This window comes from Neolewinella marina (assembly GCF_002631205.1).
GTDB lineage: Bacteria > Bacteroidota > Bacteroidia > Chitinophagales > Saprospiraceae > Neolewinella > Neolewinella marina.
On sequence record NZ_PDLO01000001.1, the window covers coordinates 1,227,501 to 1,247,099 of the forward strand.

The window sequence follows — 19,599 nt, forward strand, 5'->3', positions numbered from 1 at the left end:
TGCCGCATGCGGTATCCATGGTGGGTTGTTCTGGGGTCCTTCTTCCTGCTGGCGGTGGCCATGCGCTGGGGCTCCTTCTTCATCTCGGTCATCAACCACGACGAGAGCACCTACATCGTCATCGCCGACGAGCTGCTCCGCGGTGAGGTGTACCTGCGCGACGTCATCGACACCAAGCCGATCGGCATTTTCTGGGTTTACGCCGCGCTGATCAAGCTCACGGGCGGCAGCATCGCGCTCCTGCGCCTGGCCGCCGCCGCCGTGGTGGCCCTGGGCGCATTCCTGCTCAGCGTGGCCACCTTCCGGGCTACCCACCGACCGGTCAGTGGCTACGTGGCCGGGGTGGTGTACATCCTGATGTGCAGCGTATACAAGTTCTACGGGGTATCGCCCAACACCGAAATTTTCTTCAACGTCTTCACCATCGCCGCCGTGGCCGCAGCCGTGGCCACGAGTCGCAAGCAGTGGCTGGTGGCCGGTCTGCTGCTGGGTACGGGCTTCATCATCAAGCCCTTCGTGGCCGCCGAGGCCCTGGCCGTGGGGCTGTACCTGGTGTGGTACTACCGGCGGGAGCCGGCGCGGATGGTGGGCCGGGGGCTGCTGCTGGTTGGTGGTTTCCTGGCTCCGGTAGCGGGAGTGGTGGCCTATTACTACCACCTCGGCCTGGTGGACGCTTTGTGGTTCTACAGCGTGGAGGTGGGCGGGGCCTACCCCATCGAGCTGCCCTGGTACCTGCGGCTCAAGTTCATGGGCGACTACCTGCTGCGCTACGCCCCCATCGTGCTTTTGGGCGTCGTGGCGCAGGTGCGGAGCCGGTCGGACGAGCGCCTGGGCCCCTGGACGGCCTACCTGGCCCTGCAGTTCCTGCTCGTCACCGTGGTGGTACTGATGACGGGCAAGCGCTTCGGCCACTACCAGATCCAGCTGCACCCCATTGTGGCCCTCTACGTCGGGGCCTGGGTGGGCCACGCCTGGGAGCAGCTACTCTACCGCCGCTGGGTACCCCGGGCAGTCGCCGCCGTGGCGGTGGCCCTCGGAGTGGTGCACTATACCTATTATAAGGGGAAACCGGATGAGCCCCGGCAGATCGCCGAATACCTGGCGCCCCGCCTCGGGCCGGGGGAAACCTTCTTCCCACTCAACGGCTTTCAGATCACCTACCACCTGCTGGACCGGCCGGTCCCGACGCCCTACGTGCATTCCAGCCTGTTGTCGTTCGAGCACCACACCCAGGCCTTTCAGATCGACGAAGCGGCCGAAGCCCAACGCATTATCGACGACCGCAGCGTACGGTATCTGGTGGGCCGGATTCACGACCCGGAAGTGAATACCACCATCTCGCGGAGCCTCCTCCCCCACTTCCGCCCGGAGGGCGACCTCAACGGGGAGTTGCGGGTTTGGGTGAGGAATCCGGACTAGCGGCCCACCACCACCCGCTCGCTGCGGTGGACGCCATCGTCACCGGCTACGGTAACGAGATATACCGCCGGGGGCAAGGACGCCGACAGGCGGTAGGTACCCGCCGTGCCCGGTTGCAGTTCCGCCCGGTGGTGGCGCCGGCCGTCCAGGGAGTATACCGCCAGGCTAAGCGAAGTAGCCGCGGGCAGGTCGCCAAAGCGTAGTTCAAGTTGACCGTTTACTACGGGGTTGGCTACGGGAGCGAAGGTCCATTCCCGTTCGCTGAGGTCGACTCGCTCCACGGAGGAATAGTCGAAACTTCCGTCTGCGTCCACCATGCGCAGGCGGTAGTAACCTTCGTACCCTGCCGGGGTAGGCAGGCTCACCGCGTACTGGCGGGCGTCGGTGTTCGGGCCAGGCCGTGCGGCCTCCACCGCTACCTCCGTGAATACTGTGCCATCCGGGCTGAACTCTACGGTGTAATGGCTGACGTTAATTTCCTGCTCGGTACGCCAGTGGATGAGCACCCGGTTGGCCTGGTCCACGGTTGCCCGGAATTCGGTCAATTGGGCGGGTAGAACAGCTTCCGACATGATGGCGCTGTCGTCACCGCCGGCGATCCCACCCTGGTAGATGGGCTGGGCGGTCAGATGGGCGGCAAGGAGGCAGGCGAAGAGCAGCCGGAGGGCGGATCCCACCCCGGCGGGGAGTGACAGGGAAGACATAATACTGTTGGGTAGAAGGTGTAAAAAAATCTAGTTGGGGTAGCTGCGTACCCCGCGGAAGCCGTGGGCTTCCCCGGCCGTGAAGTAGGTAGCGGCAAACTCCCTCGCCGACACCCGCAGGGAGCTGCGGGGGGTCAGGAACGAGCCGCCCCGGCTGCCGTAACCCAAGCCACCAAGGGGCCAGTCGAGGACGTCGCCCCACCCCTCCTCGGAGAGTTCCCCATCGCCGTGGAGGCCGGAGAACGCTCGGCCGACCGGGTCGCCTACCGTCACCACCAGTTCGCTGAGGTTGCCGGAAAGTTCCAGGATACCGTAGTAGCTGCCCCCGCTGGAAATGCGGGTGAAGCGGGTACCGCTGGCGGCGAAAGCCCCCACCCGCACCGGACCGTTCAGGATGTCAGTGCCCCGCCGGAGCCGGCAGCCAAAGTAGAGACCGTTGCCCTCGGAGGGCGGGACGTCGTCGGCGTTGCCGACGTGCTCGTCGGGGTTGTTTTCCTCGCTCACCGTATAGGCCGTCGTACTGATGGCCGCGTTGCCCCAGGCGTATTCTCCCGGAACCGGATAAACGGTGCCGCGACTGGCTTTTTCGTACTCCAACTCCGTCATCGGCCGCAGTCCGGTCCAGTCCAGGTAAGACAACATCTGGTTCACCGACAGGAAGGAAATGGGAACGTAGGGATAGGAGGTGGTTGCCTGGCTGGCCGCGTCCCAGCAAAAGGTCTGCCGAAACTGGGCCAGGTTTGCGCAGAGGGTGCCCTGCACCGAAAGGTCGAGATTAAGTTGGCGGGTTACCGGCTGGTGGTTGAAGAACTGTACGTACTGCTGCTGGGAGGTTTCGTACTTCATGCAATAGAAGCCACGATACCCCTTGGGGTAGTCCGTCGGCAAGTTGCCCACAATGGTGGCCCCCAGGAAATTGAGGTCGCCGTTCAGGGTGCCGATGCGGATGCTGGCCTCCGAATCCACTTCGTAGGGATCGGTGCTCAAGGGCAGGAGCCCGTCGACTTGATAGAATTCAGCAATGTCGTTACCATTGGCGCCCAGGAAATAGGCTCCTTCCGGCACGTATACCATCTCGATGGCGAAAACTTCAACGGTGACCAGGTCATCATCGGTCACCCCGTCGGCCGCGTAGTCCCAGACCACCTCGATGCCGGAGTGCAGCACGTCGCCGACCCCGGGGGCGGAGCGGTACACGAATGCTCCTACTCCGTCGGTGGTGACGTCAACCGTGGTGCCCGTGGGCACCTGTGCGGTTCCCGAGAGGGTGGCGTGTTGCCATGCGCCATCGCCGATGCGGTACTTGACGAAGATCCAGGCCGCATCCCAGTTCAGGGGGGTGGTGGTAACGCGCCAGGAATTTTCCCAGCCAACGTCGAATCGGATGGTCCGGCTGTGTTGACTAAGGTCCCGGTCGCCCAGGAAAATATTCGCCACGTCGATGTTATTGGCGCGCAGGGCGGGGGCCAGAGCCGCCAGCAGCGCCAGGATGAGAAATCGAAACATGATAGGGAAAGGTGGTTATCGCCGGAGCAATCGGCCAAATGGGTAATTCAGGTGGGGTAGGTGTAAGGTTCCGTTGGAGAACGGGGATAAAACAACCCTCGACAACAGCATATTTCCGCGTTGGCAAATTTTAATTCTGGCATACAACTCAATCACCATACAATGTTTACACACCCATTGATCTGCAGGTGGTCATGGAAGGGTTACTTCTTCCTGCGCCCCTTTCTATCTTGATCCCCCTATGGCCTCAATACTTTTCCTTTCCCCGCGGCGGCTGACCGCCCTGTTTGTCCTGCTGGTTTCCGCTCCGGTGCTGGCCCAGCTGCCCGGCACCACCATGATTGACCGCTGGCCCGACGGGAAGCGGGGTGCCGTATCCATTACTTTTGACGACGGCATCATCACCCAGTTTACCGTGGCCCGTCCGATCCTGGACAGCCTGGGGCTGGACGCTACCTTCTACGTCATCACGGGAAAGATTCCGGGGTCGGGGCAGGGAAAGTTTATCGGCCGGCCGCCCGCGGACATCATTGCCGAAACGGCGCGGACCGCGACAAACGCCGACAACTTCTTCGAGCGGGCCTCCCTGATCGCCTTTACGGGCACCACCGAGGCCGTCGACTACCACTCACGGGCGGGAGCGGCCTACGAGGCCGGACGCATCGCGGCAGCCTACCAGCTGATGGACGAGGCCTATCGCAAATTGCGGGCGGGGGAGCTGCGCGATACCGATGCGGTGGTCTTCCACGATAACCCCGTGGATACCACCACCTGGGAGGACCTGCGCACTTACCAAGCCGCCGGCCACGAGATCGCGAGCCATACGGTCACCCACCCCCGCCTCGCGGTTCTGGATTCGGTCAATATGCATTACGAGCTTGAGCAGAGCCGGGCCGACATTGCGCGGGAGCTGGGACCTGCCGCCACCTTCACCGCCGAGGGCCCCTACGGCACCGAGGACGAACGCGTCATGAAATACGCCCACCGCATCTACCCCGCCCTGCGCAACCGCATGCCGGAACCCTATCTGGCGGAACTGAACCGGGGTAGCCGGGAGCAGCCCGGGTCCCAGGACCGGGAATACGTGCAGTGGCAACGCGGCCCCGTCGACGGCACCACCCTGCAGGAAATGAAGGACTGGGTGGATACCACCCTGGCCCACGACAACGTGTGGCTGGTGGAAGTCTTCCACGGCGTTGACGACTACGGCTGGGCGGCCCGCCCCGGCGAAGAACTGCGGAAATACTTTACCTACCTCAAGGAAAGGGAAGACCGCCTGTGGATCGCCCCCTTCGCCACGGTCACCAAGTACATCCGGGAGCGGCAGGGCAGCCGGGTTACCTCCTCTTTGGAGGGAAACCGCATCACCGTAGCCCTTACCTCCCCCCTGGCCCCGGCTACCTACGACGTGCCGCTGACGCTGACCACCCTGCTGCCTGAAGGCTGGACCAAGGTACACCTGCTGCAACCCGGAGGGTCTCGGGTCACCACCGAACTGCCGGTACATACCGACGCCCGGGGCCGGGCTTACGTACGCTACTCCCTGCCGCCGGGTGGGCGGGGCATCCTGCGCGGGAACTAGGCACCCGCGGTCCCGCCCAAAACCGTTGCATGCAATAACAATCCTGGGCGAAGTGTTCACAAAAGTTAAATGCGGACGATATTCTGAAATAATGCCCCGAAAAGTACGTTGATCCGAACCCCGTGCCCTTATATTTGTACTATCAACAGATCAAACGCTTATATGCGTCTTGATCGCCGACTTAGATGACTTTTTGTTACTTAGGTTTTTGCTTTAACAGTCTATTCCGCTAATTAACCAGGCCCTGTTGGCCTATCCGTCCAATCCTTTGATTGGCGGCTGAAACACCGGTTAGCGCGCTGTTACGGGCTCTTCGACACACACTGAACAACACAATATCCTTGAGTTTTCTCCCGCAAGTATTGTTTGCTGTTTGGTGATAGTGTGCGAAACGCCCTTGAAGGCATTTCGTATGTTATTACCTATACCTGTTTGTATACAACAAGTATTTATTTTGAGTATTGCTTTATTGAATTTAGGCTACATAACACTATGGACTTTTGACATGAACAACACAACACTATTTTTTTCTTGACACTATTTCGGGCTGTATCACGCCCCACTGATTGAACGACACAACACACAATTTTACCAGACACTAGCCCCGGGCCGCAATGGTGCGGCTCTGCGGGCGCGGATTGAACAACACAACACCCTTATTTTCAAGCACATGCCCCGAACTGCCTATTGGTGGTATCAGCGGGTCTTTCCTGAACAACACAATACCCTTACATGCGACTTTTTACCCTTCTGGGGCTGCTCCTGGCGGCCTCCCTCCTTTCCTTTGACCTGTCCGCTCAGAGCGACTGTCACTGCACCATTCAGAAGCAGAATAACCAGCTGGTCTACAGCCAGGGCTGTTTCCCGGCCGACCGCAACGCCAAGCTGTGCGCCCTTACCCTTAAAGACGGCGTGGGCAACATCGACCTTTACCACCTGGAAGATCTCCGCGGGGTCATCATTACGGTAGAGAAAAACGTCAACGCCCGCTTCGAGGGAACGGCCTTGAGTTCGAGCAGCACCCGCTTTATTTTCCCCGATGGCGGTACCCAAATCAAGATTCGCGACGGTGCCAACCACATTTCCGTAGCCAGCGAGAACAACGGCAACGGCGCCAACAGCGTAAGTATGTACAACCAGCAGCTGCAGCAGTGCTCGGGCGCCTGTACCCTCCTCAATCCAGCCCAGGCCGCGGTGATGCCCGTAACGCTGACGAGCTGGGAAACCCAGGCCCGCAACGGCCAGGTAGAACTCCACTGGGAAACCGCCGCGGAGAAGGACAACAGCCACTTCCAGGTATCCCACAGCACTGATGGCCGCAGCTTCCGCACCCTGGCCACCGTTGCCGGGCAGGGCGACTCCGAGCAGCTGAACAGCTACCACTACCGCCACCTCCCGGCCCGGGATGGCGTGAACTACTACCGCCTGGAGCAATTTGACTACGACGGTACCCGCACCGAACTCGGCGTACAGTCGGTCAACTTCAGCGGCGCCGAAGCTTCCGTCCTTTCCATCAGCCCCAACCCCGTAAAGGCGGGAGCGGAGCTACGGGTCGACCTGGCCGACGCCGCCGGTACCGAGGTTCAACTGTACGGTCCGGCCGGCCGCCTCATCGGCGCCTACGTCCTGAACCATTCTACCTTCCAGCTGCCCCAGCTCAGCGCCGGAATCTACACCCTGCGGATCGGTCAGCGCGCCGCCCGGATCGTGGTGACCCCCTAAGAAACCAACTACCATAATAACCTGTGTTTAGTCGAGAGCGCGCCGACCTTCCGGTCGGGCGCTCTCTTTTTTTTGCGGCACCCGCGCTCCGCCGCCTTACCAACTAACCTTTACCTTTGCGGCCCTAAAATTTATCTGATGTTCCGTACCCACAACTGCGGCGAACTCCGCCTGACCGACACCGATACCGAAGTGACCCTGAGTGGATGGGTGCAGGCCGGCCGCGATTTCGGCGGACTCACCTTCGTGGACCTGCGCGACCGCTACGGCATCACCCAGGTGGTGTTCGACAGCGACGACGACGCGGCCCTCACCGAACGGGCCCGCAAACTGGGCCGCGAGTGGGTGGTACAGGTGAGCGGTACGGTACGGGAGCGCACCAACAAGAATCCGAACCGCCCCACCGGAGACATCGAGATCCTGGCCCGTGAACTGACGGTATTGAACAAGTCGAAGGTGCCCCCCTTCACCATCGAGGACGAGAGTGATGGAGGCGACGACCTGCGGATGCGCTACCGCTACCTGGACCTGCGGCGCGGCCCCCTGCAGCGCAACCTGCTGTTCCGCAGCAAGCTGGCACTGTCCGTACGTGCCTACCTGAGCGGGCAGGACTTCATCGAAGTGGAGACCCCCAATCTCATCAAGAGCACTCCGGAAGGGGCCCGCGACTTCGTGGTACCCAGCCGGCTTAACGAGGGACAGTTCTACGCCCTCCCCCAGAGCCCCCAGACCTTCAAGCAGCTGCTGATGGTGGCCGGCTACGACCGCTACTTTCAGATCGTAAAGTGCTTCCGCGACGAGGACCTGCGCGCCGACCGCCAGCCGGAATTCACCCAGATCGACTGTGAAATGGCCTTCGTGACCCAGGAGGACGTCCTCAATACTTTCGAGGGGCTCACCCGCTACCTGTTCCGGGAAGTGAAGGGCATCGAACTGGGAGAATTCCCCCGCATGCCCTACGAAGAAGCCGTAGGCCGCTACGGCTCCGACAAGCCCGACCTGCGCTTCGGCATGGAACTGGTCGACCTGAACGAGGTGGCCCAGGGCAAAGGCTTTCAGGTGTTCGACGCCGCCGAACTGGTGGTCGGTATCCGGGTGCCGGGTAAGGCCGACCTTTCCCGCAAACAACTCGACGCCCTCACCGACTGGGTGAAGCGCCCGCAAATTGGTGCCAAAGGCCTCGTTTACGTCAAGTGCAATGCCGACGGCAGCTACAAGTCGAGCGTCGACAAGTTCTTCGATCAGGAGGCCCTCGAACAGTGGGCGCGTACCGCGGGTGCCGAGGCGGGTGACCTGATGCTCGTCCTGTCGGGCGACGCAGAAAAAACCCGGACCCAGCTGGGTAACCTGCGCCTGCACGTGGCCGCCGAATACGATATGATTCCCGCCGGGGTGTTCAAACCCCTCTGGGTGGTCGACTTCCCCCTGCTGGAATGGGACGAGGACAGCCAGCGCTTCCACGCCATGCACCACCCCTTCACCAGCCCGAAGCGGGAGGAGGTGGAGCGGATGCTGAACGGCGACCACGAAACGATGAAATCCCTTAAAGCCGACGCCTACGACCTCGTGATCAACGGTGCCGAAATCGGCGGGGGTTCGGTGCGGATCTTCGACCGGGGACTCCAGGAAAAGAACTTCCAGTTACTGGGCTTCACGCCGGAGGAGGCCGAGGAGCAGTTCGGCTTCCTGATGGGCGCCTTTGAGTACGGAGCGCCGCCCCACGCGGGCATCGCCTTCGGCTTCGATCGCCTCTGCGCGGTGATGAACGGTCAGTCCTCGATCCGCGACTTCATCGCCTTCCCGAAGAACAACCAGGGCCGCGACGTAATGATCGACGCCCCGGCCCGGATCGACGCCGAGCAGCTGAGTGAACTGAACCTGAAGCTGGACCTTTAGCGGGTGCGGCTGACCAGCCGGTAAACGGCGCGGAACTTGTCGTCGCGAACGCCATCCTGGTCCTGGTCGACTACTCCACTGAGCTCCAGGCGGTCGCCGTCCAGTTCGGGGTAGTAGGTATAGGTGATGTTGGGCTCGATGACGAAGAGGCTATCGCCCTGGGCCTTCCATATACCATTGGTGATGTTGGCCACCTGACCGGTCTTGAGCCGGTGGGTGCGCCGCAGCTTGCCGTCGGCCGTAAAGACCGTGCTGGGCAGGTTGACGCCGTACTTGCGTCCCCAGTCGGCTTCGCGGATCCGCTCTACGTAGGCGGTATCTCCCCCCATGTAGGTGTCGTAATCGACGTTGAATTCCACCGTTTCCCAGGTGCCGAGGAGGGCGGTGGACAGGTCGGGGTTCGCGGCTTCCTCGGCGGCGGGTGCCCCGTCGCCACAGGCGGTCAGCACGAACAGGAGAATGGCAATAGAAACTGAGGTTGGGTAGGACATAGGCCGCAAATATCCGAAACCGGGTGGAAAATCATACGTCCGCACGGACAGAACGTGCTTTCTGCGGGGAGAAACGTCGCCAGGAATTTCCTTCGTGAAGGCGGAATTATATGAACCGGCCCGTGGTTTCGCCCCGCTCCCCCTTCCCTCGCGGAGGCGTATCGAGGATAGCCCGTCCAGACGAGGTGTAGTACAACTGTGAAATTGATGCCTCATACAGTTGTGAAACAGATTGCTATATATGCCAGGAATACTCCTGAATGATCAATAATTGTACATACACTCCAGTACACCCATATAATGTATTGACATATATATTTATTTGCAATTTTTATCGGCCGCGAGAGAACCTGTCCATGGGGTTTTTCGTATGTTAGAGTAGATTACTATTCGAACTAAAACCCTTACACCCTCCCCCGCTTCCAGTTTTTTTGTCCTCCGGAAGCGCCCCAGTTTACCGCGATACGAACCTGGTTTTCCGGTTCCGCTTTCGCCGGTTATCTGTTGAATTTTACCGTCAGTCCGGAAACCTTACCCGCCGTGGCCCAATGCCTGGCGTGAAGCCTTTACGCGGGCGGGTAGTGCCTGCCTGAAATAACCCTATTACACCGGAAACACACCTACAACCCGCCTATGTCTTTCCTCTCGAAACCCTCCTTTGATCACGGCCCCTCCAGGCTGCTGCTGGCTGCCCGCACGGGTGAATAGCCACTGATCGCCCCCAGTTAAAACGGACCGCTGTACACTGCCCCCTCAGGCAGCTGGCGGAGCTATGTCCGCAGGCCAACTCCGGCCGGCACTATGAACATCCTTGTCCCGAACGAGACTGATTTCGATACAGTGTCTCTTGTTCGCCTTTACCGTCCTTCTCCCGGCATCGTCCGGGCGGAGGACTTTGGCGCCTGCCCTTCCCCCGCGCAAGCGCCAAAGCATCAACAGGGAGGCCGGGGCCGGACCCACCAGCTGGGTTACCTTCGCGGCATGCAAGCCTTTCTCCGTGACGTCCGGCCCCTTTGGCTCCTGCTGGCCTGGTTGCTGCTGAACCTGATCCAGGCGGCCTTCACACCCCTGGATCCCGACGAAACCTATTATTGGATGTACGCGGGCGACCTGGCCTGGGGGTACTTCGACCACCCGCCCGCCGTGGCGGTACTGGTGGCCCTGGGGCGCGACTGGCTTCCCGGAGCCCTGGGGCTTCGGTTCGGACACGTACTGGCCAGCGCGGCCACCTTTGCAACAGTCTACTACCTACTCGATCGCCCGCGTGGCCGCGACTTGTGGCTGATGGCCGGCCTGCTGTTCGCCCAACCGATGTTGCAGGTCTACGGCTTCATCGCCACGCCGGATGGTCCGCTGCTGCTGTTCACCGCCCTGTATCTGCTGGCGTACCGCCGCTTTATGGATGATCCATCGCTGGCCCGGGGCGCGGTCTGGGGACTCACGATGGCGGGTCTGATGTACAGCAAGTACCACGGGGCGATCGTCATTCTTTTCAGCGTGCTGCCCAACCTGGGCTTTTTGCTGCGGCAGCCTGGTGCCTGGCTGGCGGCGCTGGGTGGCGCGAGCCTGTTCCTCCCCCACCTCTACTGGCAATACGCCCACGACTATCCGTCCTTCCGCTACCACCTGAGTGGGCGCGACGACCCCTATCGCTTCAGTTTCACCCTGCAGTACGTAGCCAATCAGCTGCTCATCTTCAGTCCGCTGCTCCTCTACCACTACTGGAAGACCTTCCGGGAAGATCACGGTCGGGATGCCTTCGAGCGGGCCTGCCGGTGGCTGGTCGTCGGTTTCCTGCTCTTTTTTCTTTACACGACCTCCAAGGGGCGCACCGAGGCGCAGTGGACGGCCGCTCTGGCCCTGCCCCTGGTGTACCTGACGTACCGGGCGGCGCGCCGGTTCCCGGATTGGTGGTCGGGCCTGCTGCGCCTCTGTTTGGCCACCGGACTCCTGTTGGTGGTGGCCCGGCTGCTGCTGATGGCCCCCCGGGAATGGCTCCCCTTTGAGAAGCCCTTTGACCACGCGCCGTGGGTAGAGGAACTGAGTCGGCGGGCGGATGGCCTCCCGGTCATTTTCGAGAACAGCTACCGCCTGGCTTCCCTCTACGAATTTTACAGCGGCGGCCAGCCGGCCTGGACCATCACCGACGTAGACTACCGGCCCAACCAGTACGACCTCTGGGGGCGAGACAGCAGCTACCACGGGGATTCGGTACTCATCGCGGGACAGAAGAACTGGAACTGGTACGCCACCCAACCCTTCAGGGCCCAGAAAAGCGAACTGCTGCTGCGGCCGGTGGCGAACTACCAGGTGGCCCGACTGGCACGGTTGCGGACCCTTGAGCCATTACCCGAACAGCTGTCGGTCCGCGACAGCCTCGCGATTACCCTTTCCATACAATCCCCCCTACCCCTGGAATTGACCGCCGATTGGCCGATTTCCCTGTTTGCCATTCTGATTTACCCCGACGACCAGCGCCGGTACTGGCCCCTGGAGCCCTTGGCCACCGACGCCCTGCCCGCGGGTACCGAACGTACGCTCTACTCCGGCCCACTTGCCCTACCGGAGGATGCGCCGGCGGGAGAGGCCCGCCTCGGTTTCGGGCTGGCCTACCGTGGTATGCCCCCGCTGCGCAGACAGAGTGATTGGCAGGAAATCCGCATAGTGGCCGCGGAATAGGAAGTCAGGCACCGGACAAATTCCCCCCCTCGCCTGTACCCCACCGGCCCCGGACAACGTTACCTTCACGATTACCCGCTCCAACTTCCGGATCACCGCCGGATGAACTCCCATCTATGCCGCGCACCTTTACCCTCAGCCTGATCTTTTTCCTTGTTTGCGGTTGTCTTCGCGCCCAAGTCCCCGTGGGGCAGGACACCCTCTACGGAAACGAATGGTACACCACCGGCCAGCCGTTTCTGCGCATCGAAGTATCCCAGGATGGAGTGTACCAGGTCGGCTCCGCCGCCCTCGCCGCCGCCGGACTACCCACGGTGGAAGGTGAAGGACAACGTTTTCGGATGTTCCACCACGGGCGCATCGTCCCCCTGGACCCGGCAGCCGGAGGTCCTGTGTTTTACGGCCGCGCGGCCAGGGGTGAACTCGACAGCCTCCTCTTTCCCGGTGGCCAATCCGAGCAGCTGAATCCGCGCTACGCGATGTACACCGATACGGCGGCCTATTACCTAACGGTGGTAGATGCGGTAACCGCCGCAGACCGGCTCACGCCGGTGACTGACCCCGGAGCGGGCGGTGCAGTGACTACCACCATCCTGCGGACGGCGGAAAAGGTATACGCCGACAACCCCAGCAAGTATTTCCAGCGCAGTTCCGGCTCCACCATTCAGTTTTCCCACTACGAATTGGCCGAGGGCTACGGGCAGCGGGGCAACAACGACCTGCTGTCGAGCAACGGCACCACCTCCACGACGGTCAGCCTGTCGCTCCCCGAAGCCGTGGGCGGCGCTGCCCAGCTGAGCCTGCGGTTCGGGCTAGCATTTGGCAATGAGCACCGTCAGCGGATCAGCGTAAATGGTCAGGTACTGGGGGAATTCACCTCCGAGGACTGGAGCGTCAACGAACTTGACTACCCCTTTACCCTCTCCGGCAAACAGGCGACATTAAAGGTTGATGGACTGGCCGGCGACCAGGACAAGGCGAACCTCGCCTTCGTGTCGGTCACCTACCCGGCGGCCGCGGTAGCCAGTAGCGGACAGCTTCCCTTCCAGCTGCCGGCGGGTGACGCCCTTACCCTGTCGTTTTCCGGGAACGTACCCACCGCCGCCCGGCTGTACGACCTCACCAACGGGCGGATTTATGCCCCCGTATCCGCCGGACGCTTTAACCTGCCGGCCTCTGCTACCCGCCGGTCCTTTGTACTGGCCACTACCCTGCTGGCACCTGCGGCCACCGCCCCGGTCAGTCTGTCCGATCAGTTGCCCGCCGCGGATGCCGACTACCTGATCCTGAGCAGCCGCCGCCTGGCGGGTGCCGGACTCGACGCCCTGGCCAGTTACCGGAGCAGTCCGGCCGGCGGAGGTTACCGCGTCCACACCGTGTACGTGGAAGACCTATACGACGGTTTTGGCTATGGACTGCGGCGCCACCCCCAGGCCATCCGGAACTACCTCGCCGCGGCCCTGCGCAAGGCTCCCAACCTGCATTACCTGTTCATCATCGGCAAGGGGCGGGAGTACACCAGTTTGCGGCGCCCCGCCGATTTAGCCGCGGCCTGGTCCACCTTCTTCGTTCCCAGTTTCGGACTGCCGGCCTCGGACAACCTGCTCTCCGCCCGCCTGGGGGAGGTGCTGCCCCGACTCTCCACCGGCCGGCTGTCGGCCATCACCCCGGCCGAAGTAGCCCTCTACGCCACCAAGCTCCAGGACGTGGAGCGGCAGATCAGCCTGGCCAGCCAGACGGTGGACGATCTCGACTGGATGAAGCAGGCCCTCTTTCTCGGAGGAGGCTCCTCCGCCGGGGAGCAGGCCGCCATCCGCTACAACCTGGGGACCATGGAGCGCATTTTTGAATCCAGCAAATTCGGGGGCAACGTCACCAGCGTATTCCGGACCAGCAGCGAACCCATCGAGGATGCCCGTACCGAAACCATTTTCGACCGCATTAACGCTGGCACCTCCATCATTACCTTTTACGGCCACTCCAGTACTGAAGGCTTCGACTTCAACATCGATAACCCGGACAACTACCACAACACGGGCAAGTACCCGTTCATGATGAGCCTCGGCTGCTACAGCGGTGATGCCTTCACCGCCGGCCGCAGCATCAGCGAACGCTTCATCTTTTTGCCTGACGGGGGAGCCATCACCTTCGCGGCCTCTAAGGGGCTGGGGTACATCAGCGCCCTGGGCACCTATGCCCGCAGCGTTTTCCGGCACCTGGGCAACGACTACTACGGTGAAGGCGTGGGGGATGCCCTCCGGGCCGGCATTGCCGACTACGCCGCGACCAACAACTTTACCCTGGGCATCCTGCTCGAGCAATTCTCCCTCAGCGGCGATCCCGCCTTCCGCTTTCACCCCCGGCCCGGACCGGACCTGGTGGTCGACCCCGCCTCCGTAAAGTTCACCCCCGCCGTGATTCCCGCCCAGGACTCCTCCTTCACGGTTAGCCTGCGCGTGATGAACCTGGGTACCCGTGCAGAGTCTCTGCCCGACAGTATCACCCTTAAGTTCCAGCAGGAGCTGCCCCGGGGCGGTGTACGGGAACTGTCCCGGCATACCGTTGCCCTGCCTTACTACGACAACCTCGTCAGCCTCGAATTGCCCAACATTGGCCTGGAGGCCGTTGGCCTGAACCGACTGCTGGTGACCGTCGACGCGGACGGTACTGTGGACGAATTGCCCGCCCCCGCCGCCGAGACCAACAATGAACTGGTGATCGGCGGCCGCCCCGGTGTGCCATTTACCGTAGTGGCCAACACCGCCAAGGTGGCCTACCCTCCACAATATGCGGTCGTGGGCGCGGGGCTGCAGCTGATTGCCGGTTCCTCCGATCCGCTTGCTCCCGAACGTCAGTACCGGGTGCAGGTGGCGCGAGAATCAGAATTCCGCCAGCCGCTTCTCGACGAAGAAATTACCGCCGCGGGTGGCGTAATTCGCTATACCCCTACCGTACCCCTGACCGACAGTACCACTTACTACTGGCGCATAAGCCCTGACAGTTCCCAAACCGTTGACGCTGGCTATGTGTGGAGTGAGAGCAGCTTCACCTACCTAAAGGACCAGGCACCGGAGCAGGTGGGTTACGCCATCGCCGACCCCGGCCAGTTCGTAAAGGGCACAGCCGATAATATCGAGTTAAGCGCACAATCAAATAACTGGAGCTATACCAGAACTACTACGGACGTAGAGATTTTCAATGGGATCTATCAGAGTCGTGAAATGCCCCGTTTTGTCTGGAATGGACAACGGTTCAATTCCCCCCACCCCTGGAAAATCAAAGTTGGTCTACAAGTTATAGTAGTGGATAGTATCAATAATATGAGGTGGTACTCTGCTGGGGATGGCTCTTACAATACTCCTCTTGGTTGGGCTGATCCCTGGAGCTTCGACACCCGCACCGCCGCCGGCCGCCACGGCTTGATCCGCTTCCTGGACGAGTTTGTCCAGAAGGGGCAGTACGTATTCGTATATAGTGTACAGCGGGGCAGCGACCTGGAGTACCACAACGAAGACTGGCAGACCGACTCCACCGCGGTGGGCCGCACCATCTATGGCATGCTGGAGGCCGAAGGCGCCGAGCAAATCCGGCTGCTTGAAAGCCTGGGGTCCGTCCCCTATACCTTTGGCTACCAAAAGGGCCTGGGGCCCCTGGCCGAGGCCATCGCATCTACCCAGGATGCCCAGACCTACGTCCTCATCCCCATCCAGGAGAACTGGCAGCGGGGCAACTACACTACTCCGCCCATTGGTCCCGCCCTGGATTGGTACGACCTGACCATCCGCTTCAGCGACGCGGCCATCGGCACCGCCGACAGCTGCTATTTCCAGTTGCTGGGCGAGACGGCCGACGGCGACCGGCGGGTGCTGGAGGAATACCCTCTCGACATTCGTTCCCAGCGCTCCTTCAGCCTGGACCTGAGGAAATACGACGCAGCCACCTATCCCTACCTCCTGCCTGCCTTCCAGCTGTACGACGAAACCGACCGTACGGTAGCGACCATCAGGGAAATTTACGCCAACTACCGCCGCCCCGGCGACGTGGCCGTCAGTCCCGCCATTGCCTACTCCGTCCCCGAACGGCTGGACCAGGGGCAGGCCGGCCACATCGAGGTCGGGTATGAAAACCTGTCGCCCATCCCCATGGACAGTTTGCTGGTCGAGCTCACCGTCTTCGACGAAAGCAACAGCGTGACCACCCTGCGCCAGCGGCAGCCCCCCCTTGCCGGGAAGGCATCCGACAAGGTATCTTTCACCTTGCCCACCCAGGACATCACCTCCGGCCTCCGCGTCCAGCTCCGGCTCAACCCCGAGGGCGACCAGCCTGAAGACGTACTGTTCAACAACCTGCTGACCACCGACCTGGGCGTGGAAGTGGATTACGTGGCTCCGGACCTCAAGGTCTACTACGACGGCCGCACGATCCGGGACGGCGAGCTCATCAGCGCCAAGCCGGAGATCCTCATCCAGTTGCGGGATGAAAACCCCTTCCGCCGCCTCGACGACTCCAGCGCCTACACCATCCGCCTGTCTCATCCGGACGGCACCAACGAGACGATTCGCCTGTCCGACGACCGCGTCGACTTCGTCCCCGCCCCCGCCGATGGCGAAAACCTGGCCGAAGTGTACTTCCGCCCCGAACTGCTCGCGGACGGCGTCTATACCCTGGCGGTACAGGCCAGTGACCGGGCCCGGAACCGCGCGGGTGCCCTCGATTACCAGCAGACCTTTGAAGTGGTGAACCAGCAGCTCATCACTAACGTGCTGACCTACCCTAACCCCTTCACCACCCAGACCCGCTTCGTCTACACCCTCACCGGCAGCACCCCCCCGGCGGTCTTCCGCGTGCAGATCATGACGGTCTCCGGCCGGGTCGTCCGCGACATCGATCTTCTGGCGCATGAGGACATCCGGGTGGGCACCCACCGTACCGACTTCACTTGGGACGGCACCGACGAGTACGGGGACCTGCTCGCCAATGGCGTATATCTCTACCGCGTCATCACCTCCGACGAAAGCGGAGAGCGCCTGGAAGCCTACGACAACGGCACCGACCAGTTCTTCACCAACGGCCTGGGCAAGGTGGTCATTCTGCGGTAGCGTCCAGCCGGGTCAGTTCCACCGCCTTGATCCACAGTCCGGTTTCCGGGCCGGTCTGGGTGGGTGTGGCAAAGGTGATCCGGGATGCCCCAGGGGCCACCCGTAGTACACCTACCTCCCGCACGGCCCAGTCCCGGGGATACACCTCCTTGCGCGGCACCCGATCAGCTACCGGCACGACCTCCGTCCGCGCCACCGGAAGCCGGAACGCCAGGGTTTCCTCCCCGGCCCCGACATGAACGTCCAGTGGCTGCCCGGCGTCCAGGTGATAGCGCACCTTCACCCGGTACCGGCCACCTTCCCGCGACCTGACCGGCCAGTAGGCCCCGTCCACTCCGACGTCTACGAAAAAATCGTTGGCCCAGCCATTGGGGTCGCTGAATCGGGTGCGGCCGCTGGGTTCTCCCTCGTGGGCCAGCAGGCGAATGGTGCCCGGTCCCGCTTCTAGGTCGATGGGGGGTGCCACTTCCGGAACTTGCAGTCCGGCTATGAAAGTCCGGTAACGCTGGGCCATGGCGGGACCGACGTGGCCCGACCAGTAGTAGATGTTCGACTTCTGCCCGGGGTCCGCCACCAGATCGTAGAGTTCGTGAGTCTGGCTGTCGCGGGCGATGTACAGCAGCCGCTCGCCCCGCATGCTGCCGGGGTATCCGGTGAAGGTCATTCCCTGTTGAAAGCCATACAGGAAGCGGTGCTCCAGGGTGCCGCCATTCAGCAGGGGCAGCAGGCTCACGCCGTCTAGTCCCGCGGGAACCGGTAGGTCGATCAGTTCCAGCACCGTCGGCAGCAGGTCGATGTGAGCGGTCGGAGTGCTGATGGTAGTACCGTTCGCCGGGTGGTTGCCGGGCAGCAACATGGTGAAGGGGACCCGTACTCCACCTTCATCAAGTTGTCCCTTGATGCCGCGCAGGCCCATCCGGTAGCGGTCGCCGTTCGGGCCGTTGTCCGAGGCGAAAACCACCAGAGTATTGCTCAGCCGGCCGGCCGCCTCCAGGATTTCCAGCAACTCTCCGATGCGGGCATCGATGGATTCGACCATGGCGTAGATGCCAGTGTTGTAGTCGGTCAGCCCGCGCTCCGCCACCTTCAGCCAGTAGCCATCGGCTACCTGCACCGGCGTATGCGGCGCCTGGTAGGCCAGCATACAGAAGAAGGGTGAGGTATCAGCCAACATGAAATGGGCGGCCGAATCGGTGAGCACCTGGGTGAGATCGCCACGGAAGGGGACCGCCTCATCCCTTTCGTTGCGCAGTTCTCCGGAGAAGTAATCGTTGAAATGGCCCAGGGTGAAGCCCAGGAATTCATCGAATCCCTGTCCGGCCGGGTGGTAGGGAAAGGTGGCCCCGTTGTGCCATTTGCCGAACAGCCCCGTGCGGTAACCGGCTTCCTGCAGGTGCTCGGCCAGGGTAACCACCCCGTCGTCCATGGTTTCCCGCCGTCGCGTCACGGAGATGGCGCCGGTGCGGGGGTGGTAGCGCCCACTGAGGAAGCTGGCGCGGGTGGGTGCGCAGACCGGGCTGACGTAGAAGCGCTCAAAGTGTACCCCGCGGCGCAACAGCCGGTCGAGGTTCGGTGTCCGGATGCTGTCGTTCCCGCTGCTCGACAGGTCGCCGATGCCCTGGTCGTCCGTGAGGAGGAAGAGAACGTTCGGCGGTGCTTGCTGGGCGCGGGCGCAGGTGCCCACCAACAGGAGCAGGACGCAGAGGAACGGGAGTCGCATAGGGGTATATTAGGGTACGTAAGTTAACGCCCCGGTGGGGGATGCGCCGCCCCCCCGGTTGGTGTTCCCTGGCGTATATTACCATCAGGAACATCCTTTCAACCGGCCATGCAGGTTTCTCCCCTCCTTTGCTGCCTTTTGCTGGGCCTCCCCCTGTCGGGACAGTCGCTGCTCCAGCAACTCGCCGACGAGGTGTGCAACTGCATGTCGGCGGCGGAGATCGTCTATCCCCGCCTGCAGGCCGGGCGCTGCATCGAGGACGTAGCCAAGGCCCACCCCGAGCGAATCCAGGATGAACTGCAATTGTCGGTCCTGCTGGCCGCGGACCGCCGGCGGCTCGGGGAATTGCTGGTCGACCCCCTGGCGGAACACTGTACCGCCCTGCTGGCCCTCGGCGCGGAGGAAATTGACCGCCCCGGCCCGGAACTGAAGTACAGCGACTTCTCCCTGGCCCGCGCCGCCGATGCCCCCGCCGTGGGCAAGTGGCCTCCTCCGGATGTCCCGGCCACCACCCTCCGCGACGCCCCCACTTACCTCCAAACCAGCGGGGAACTACTGGAGATCGACCGCGATGTGATCCGCATCCTGCTGGATTCCGGCCGCGTACTGACCCTCCACTACCAGCCCCGGCAGCTGCGCCGCAGTCCCCCCCGCACCGGACAGCGGCTCCAGATCACCTACACCGAGAACTGGACGGCCGATGACCGCCGGGTGACCTACGACCTCCTGGAAATGAGATAATTCCCAGATAACAGTTTCATAAAAAACTGAAAGTTGAGCC

11 protein-coding genes are annotated in these 19,599 nt (G+C 62.2%); 7 read left to right on the forward strand and 4 right to left on the reverse strand.

Annotated features, from left to right (window positions below):
• Positions 1–6 precede the first annotated feature (6 nt).
• The gene (locus CGL56_RS05040; protein ID WP_167641471.1) at positions 7–1,419 is read left to right on the forward strand and encodes an ArnT family glycosyltransferase; all 1,413 of its coding nucleotides are present in this window, start codon (positions 7–9) and stop codon (positions 1,417–1,419) included.
• Here CGL56_RS05040 and CGL56_RS05045 read toward each other — a convergent pair.
• On the reverse strand, positions 1,416–2,123 hold the full coding sequence (locus tag CGL56_RS05045; protein WP_099105380.1) for a discoidin/SUN/FTP domain-containing protein: 708 nt from the start codon (positions 2,121–2,123) through the stop codon (positions 1,416–1,418). The two genes, CGL56_RS05040 and CGL56_RS05045, sit on opposite strands and share 4 nt — an antisense overlap.
• A gap of 30 nt (positions 2,124–2,153) precedes the next feature.
• Complete coding sequence (locus CGL56_RS05050; protein ID WP_099105381.1) at positions 2,154–3,629, reverse strand: SUMF1/EgtB/PvdO family nonheme iron enzyme; 1,476 nt, start codon at positions 3,627–3,629, stop codon at positions 2,154–2,156.
• A gap of 241 nt (positions 3,630–3,870) precedes the next feature.
• Between CGL56_RS05050 and CGL56_RS05055 the strand changes: the two genes are divergently transcribed.
• The 3 genes from CGL56_RS05055 (at position 3,871) to aspS (ending at position 8,829) form a co-directional block, all read left to right on the forward strand.
• On the forward strand, positions 3,871–5,211 hold the full coding sequence (locus CGL56_RS05055; RefSeq protein ID WP_099105382.1) for a polysaccharide deacetylase family protein: 1,341 nt from the start codon (positions 3,871–3,873) through the stop codon (positions 5,209–5,211).
• 732 nt (positions 5,212–5,943) lie between these two features.
• Positions 5,944–6,933, forward strand: coding sequence for a T9SS type A sorting domain-containing protein (locus CGL56_RS05060; protein ID WP_099105383.1), 990 nt, complete (start codon positions 5,944–5,946; stop codon positions 6,931–6,933).
• Positions 6,934–7,071: 138 nt separating this feature from the next.
• Entirely contained in the window at positions 7,072–8,829 is a 1,758-nt protein-coding gene (aspS, locus tag CGL56_RS05065) for an aspartate--tRNA ligase (RefSeq protein ID WP_099105384.1), read from the forward strand.
• On the opposite strand, the gene CGL56_RS05070 is transcribed toward aspS, so the two are convergent.
• Entirely contained in the window at positions 8,826–9,320 is a 495-nt protein-coding gene (locus tag CGL56_RS05070) for a hypothetical protein (RefSeq protein WP_099105385.1), read from the reverse strand. The genes aspS and CGL56_RS05070 overlap by 4 nt on opposite strands.
• A gap of 981 nt (positions 9,321–10,301) precedes the next feature.
• On the opposite strand from CGL56_RS05070, the gene CGL56_RS05075 reads away from it, so the two are divergent.
• Together CGL56_RS05075 and porU2 are read left to right on the forward strand one after the other, a co-directional pair.
• A complete protein-coding gene (locus tag CGL56_RS05075) occupies positions 10,302–11,999 on the forward strand; it encodes an ArnT family glycosyltransferase (protein ID WP_167641470.1) in 1,698 nt (565 codons plus the stop codon).
• A gap of 116 nt (positions 12,000–12,115) precedes the next feature.
• Positions 12,116–17,098: a putative type IX secretion system sortase PorU2 gene (gene porU2 / locus CGL56_RS05080; RefSeq protein WP_099105387.1), complete on the forward strand. Its 4,983-nt coding sequence runs from the start codon at positions 12,116–12,118 to the stop codon at positions 17,096–17,098.
• Here porU2 and CGL56_RS05085 read toward each other — a convergent pair.
• Positions 17,085–18,818 (reverse strand): sulfatase-like hydrolase/transferase, encoded by a 1,734-nt coding sequence (locus CGL56_RS05085; protein ID WP_099105388.1) that lies wholly within the window; start codon positions 18,816–18,818, stop codon positions 17,085–17,087. The genes porU2 and CGL56_RS05085 overlap by 14 nt on opposite strands.
• Positions 18,819–18,926: 108 nt before the next feature.
• On the opposite strand from CGL56_RS05085, the gene CGL56_RS05090 reads away from it, so the two are divergent.
• The gene (locus CGL56_RS05090; RefSeq protein WP_099105389.1) at positions 18,927–19,559 is read left to right on the forward strand and encodes a hypothetical protein; all 633 of its coding nucleotides are present in this window, start codon (positions 18,927–18,929) and stop codon (positions 19,557–19,559) included.
• Positions 19,560–19,599 lie beyond the last annotated feature (40 nt).